The sequence below is a fragment of the Pseudomonas sp. OF001 genome, assembly GCF_904426495.1.
Taxonomy (GTDB): domain Bacteria; phylum Pseudomonadota; class Gammaproteobacteria; order Pseudomonadales; family Pseudomonadaceae; genus Geopseudomonas.
On the sequence record NZ_CAJGBM010000041.1, the window covers coordinates 1 to 4,556 of the forward strand.

Below are 4,556 nucleotides of genomic sequence, written 5' to 3' on the forward strand. Positions count from 1 at the left end.
GGCATTGATCCGGGGGCCTTGGCGAGAGCCTACGAACATCGGCAAGTCGAAAGTGAACTGCAACATCGCCATGTCGCCGAACTGGTTGTCGCGGTTGTTGTAGGCGAGCTCGACGCTCCAGTCGGGCTGCTTTTCGGCGACAGCCTCGGCCAGTTCGGCATTGGCTTCGCCGACCCGCGCGGAAGCAGCGCGCAGCTCAGGGTGTTCGGCCAATCGATGCTGCAAGTCCGGAAGGTCCAGGCTCAGTGGGGGAAGTGTGCCCGCTAACGGCAGGCGAGCTGCATCGCCGATCCAGCGTCGCAGTTTGGCTCTGGCGACCGCTGCGTCGCGGCGCAGCTCATCGCGCCGATCCGCCAGCGTCAGGGCCTCCTGATCGGCCTGGAGCAGCTCGCCGGCCTGCGCCGAGCTGCCGGCGATCAGGGCCTGCACGGTCGACCGCAGGAGAGCGACCTGCTGATCCAACTGGTCGAGCAACGCCACGCTGCGCTCGGCGTAATGGACGTCGAGCCAGCTCTGGGCAGTTTGTCGCTTGGTTTCCAGCACCATAGCGCGTTGCTCAGCCTCGGCCCGGGTCAGCGTGGCGGTGGCCAGTTGTCGACGGGCCAGTCGCTTGTCCCCGTTGGGGACTTCCTGCATGAGGCCAATACGGCGCATGGTCATCGAGTCGCGGTTCAGGGTATAGCGATCCGGGCCTTCAATGGGCAGGTTATCGATGCCAAGGATCAACTTGGGATCTGGCAGAGCATCTGCCGGCAGCAGCGCTTGGTCAGCAGACGCAACCTGCGCCTGTTGGGAACGGTTTTCAGGGGCTGTGCGCTCGGCCAGAGTCAGAGCGCGCTCGAAGGTCAGGGTGGCTTCCGGCGCAGCGAGGGCGGAGTTTGCCCAAAGAACAACAGCCAGCACGCCAAGATAGCTGTTGCGAGTCAAAAGGAAAGCAGGCATGTGCGCCTCCAATGCGATTAATCGATGTCACTGAAGAAATGGCTGACAGCAACGGCTCCCAACATAGTTGGGGTGCCTCAGACCTAGGGCATCAGGCGACGCAGGGTGGGCGCCAGAGGGGCGTTGGTTCTCGCTGAATGGGTGGCTGGGCGAGCGGTGTGCCAGGGACGGGATGCTGAAGGGGGGCTGCCTTGATCTCGACAGCCTGGAGAAGCCCGCTGGTCTTGCATTCTTGTCCAGGCTTGCAGGGGGATTTGCTGAGCGAATCGACAGCATCCTCCATGTGCTCGCAGCAGGGCGCCTGCAAGGGGGAGGTGTGATCTTGGTGAGGCAATGAACTTTGCATCGGGCAGGGTTCGGTGGGCCGAGCCGAGGCCGTGCTGCCGAAATAAGGCAACACGAGGCTGAAAGTCAGCGCCAGAATCAATGAAAGCCGAAGCATCTAGGGTAACCCCACTCGAGTCTCTCAGAACGATAGCAGGGGAAATTTGTTGGCGGCAATTGCCTGTCGAGGCAGCTCAGCTTTTGCTTGATAGGAATTGACAGGGGTCAGTGTTTTTCGTGTGCCTTGCGCAATGTGTGGTTTTTCTCTTGACTGTAGTTGTCTGGGAGTTTGAGATTGTTATTTTGATCTTGCTGGCAAGGGGTTGTGCTTTTTGTCTTTGTCAACAAGATAGTGATTTCTGACAAAATTGTAATTTTGGGGTCAGTCCAATGTCAGCTTTTTAGGTCTAGCATCAAAGATAAGGGTTGCCACCGGCTTATTATCGAATGTCATAAAATGACATCCGTTACCCTCTTAGGGGTCTTAAGGGGGACGACGATAGTGATGGCATGTTGATTTTCTCGAAGGGTGGCAGGGCGCAGGTTTTGGACTTTACTGATAATTTCAAAGGAGAACCCTCATGACACACGACATGCCAGCCTATGGCCTGTGGGGATTGGTGATCATCAACTCATTGGTGTTTATCATCTTCGCGTTCAGCTTTTTCAAGCCAAAGTCAGCCCGTGATTGGCGAAGTTTTGGTGCTTTCAGCGCATTCTTGGTGGCGCTGTTCACCGAGATGTATGGCTTTCCGCTGACAATTTATCTGCTGTCGGGCTGGCTCGGCACCCGCTATCCCGGCATCGACTTTTTCTCGCACGATGCGGGGCATCTGCTTGAGGTCTTGTTCGGCTGGAAGGCCAACCCCCATCTGGGGCCGTTCCACATAGCCAGCAGCATCTTCCTTATTGCGGGTTTTTGGTTGTTGGCTTCTGCTTGGCGAGTTTTGTACGAGGCTCAAAGGGCCGGCAAGCTCGCAACCACCGGACCTTATGCGAAAATCCGTCATCCGCAATATATCGGTTTCGTGTTGATCATGTTCAGCTTTCTGTTGCAATGGCCGACATTGATAACAATTGCCATGTTTCCGATTCTCGTATTCATGTATATGCGCCTGGCGAAATCGGAAGAGCGCGATGCGCTAGCTCAGTTTGGTGATGCTTATCGTCGATATATGAATGAGGTCCCCGCCTTCATTCCTCGTTTTGGTGGCCATAAAGTGCAAGTCAAATCGTAATTTCGACTTATTGAGATGAGTGATGAAATATGGAAAAGTATAACGGCATGCGCACGGAAGAGTCGGGGAAGTCGGGAGGGTCTATAAAGACGGTAACTGATCCCGTCTGTGGCATGGAGGTCAATCCCGAGCCAACAACGCTCAGTCAGGAGTACCAAGGGCGGCGTTTCTGGTTCTGCTCGAGTCGCTGCCAAGGGGCGTTCGCCAAGGCGCCAGAGCGCTATATGGGCAAGGTTGAGCATGAAGGTTGCAGTCACGAGCATACCCATGATGGTCCTCACGGAGGCAGCTCCTCGGTGGCAACCCCTCGCGCCAATGAACATGGTGTGGAGGGCAAAGCCAAGGATCCCATCTGCGGCATGTTGGTGAACAAGGCTACGGCCCTGAAGAGTGAGCGCGGCGGGCGCACTTACTATTTTTGCAGCGAGAGCTGTAAACAAACCTTCGAGTCCCCCGAGACTGAGCTCAAGCGGATGAAAACACGGGTGACCATTGCGCTCACCGGTGTGCTTGCTCTGGCCATCCTGCGCGCGGGCGCATTCATTGGTCTCGCTACCGGCGCCACCATCCTGACCTGGGTGCCGATTGACGCGCTGCCCTTCTTCACCTGGGGCGTATGGTTGTTCCTGCTGGTAACGCCGGTGCAATTCATCGGTGGCTGGGGCTTCTACAAGGGAGCGTGGAACGCCATTCGCACCCGCAGCATCAACATGGACTTCCTGATCGCGCTCGGCACCACGGTTGCATACTCCTATAGCGTCGCCGTGTTGTTCTTCCCGGATGTCCTGCCGATCAAGGTCGACGAGCGAGACGTCTACTTCGAGGTTTCGGCCGTGATCATCGCCTTCGTGCTGCTGGGCAAGTACATGGAGGAGATCATCAAGAAGAAATCCTCTGCTGCCGTGCGGCGGCTACTGGACCTGAAGCCGGCTACGGCCCACGTGCTACGCGACGGCAAAGAAGAGGAGATCCCGGCCGAAAGCATCATGGTCGGTGAGATCGTGGTAGTGAGGCCGGGCGAGAAGATCCCCACCGATGGTCAAGTCACCGACGGTGAAACGAGCATTGATGAGTCGATGCTGACCGGTGAGTCGATGCCGGTGGCAAAGAAGCCTGGCGCAGCGGTGATTGGCGGCACGCTCAACCGCTCGGGGCTGTTCCGCTTCAAGGCTACCAAGATCGGTAAGGAAACCGCTCTGGCGCAGATCATCAAGATGGTGGAAGACGCCCAGGCGAGTACGGCGCAGATCCAGCGGCTCGCGGACAAGGTCACCGGCTATTTCGTCCCGGTAGTGGTTGTGGTTGCACTGCTGGCTTTTTTCGGTTGGTGGGCCTTTGGCTTCTTCCCCCAGGGCCTGCTCGCCTTCATTGCCGTACTGATCATTTCCTGTCCGTGCGCTCTCGGCGTTGCAACGCCGGCGGCATTGATGGTCGGTGTCGGCAAAGGGGCGGACATGGGCATCTTGATCCGAGGCGGCGAGGTGTTGGAGCGGGCAGAAAAACTCTCGACCGTGGTCTTCGACAAGACCGGTACGATCACCCGTGGCGAGCCGACCGTGACCGATATAGTGCCACTTAAAGACATCGATGAAGCGGGTGTTTTGGCACTCGCCGCCGCCGTGGAGGTTGGCTCCGAGCATCCCCTTGGCGAAGCCATCGTGCGCGCAGCTCAGCATCGCGGCCTGGAACTCGAGGCCGCACATGGCATCAAGGGCATCGCAGGTCACGGCATCAAAGGCGAGCTGCATGGCAGCTTGGTGTGGCTCGGCAATCGGCGTCTATTCCAGCAGCAGGGCATCGCGATCAGCCATGCAGAGCAAGCCATGACTGAGTTGGAAGCCCAAGGCAAAACCGCAATGCTGGTTGGCCGTGAGCGCGACCTGCTGGGCATCATCGCGGTTGCCGATACACTGAAGCCAGAAGCCGCCGAAGCCATTAGTGAACTCAAATCGCGTGGTATTCAGGTGGTTCTTTTGACTGGTGACAATCAACGTACGGCCAAGGCGATTGCTCAACAGGTTGGAATCGATCGTGTCATCGCCGAAGTATTGC

General features: G+C 57.6%; 3 protein-coding genes. 2 read left to right on the forward strand and 1 reads right to left on the reverse strand.

Annotation, left to right across the window (positions count from 1 at the left end; all coding sequences use genetic code 11):
* Positions 1-942, reverse strand: a 942-nt coding sequence (locus RA210_RS17660) for a TolC family protein (protein ID WP_201487464.1), incomplete at its 3' end; no start/stop codon positions are given.
* Between the two features lie 905 nt (positions 943-1,847).
* Here RA210_RS17660 and RA210_RS17665 point away from each other — a divergent pair.
* Positions 1,848-2,504: a methyltransferase family protein gene (locus tag RA210_RS17665; protein WP_090352005.1), complete on the forward strand. Its 657-nt coding sequence runs from the start codon at positions 1,848-1,850 to the stop codon at positions 2,502-2,504.
* Between the two features lie 29 nt (positions 2,505-2,533).
* Positions 2,534-4,556: heavy metal translocating P-type ATPase (locus RA210_RS17670; RefSeq protein ID WP_201487465.1), on the forward strand; the 2,023-nt coding region annotated here is incomplete at its 3' end.

What these genes read in the sequence shown, in the direction of transcription:
- RA210_RS17665 (WP_090352005.1), top strand. Translation starts at nt 1,848, where the DNA reads ATGACACACGACATGCCAGCCTATGGCCTGTGGGGATTGGTGATCATC.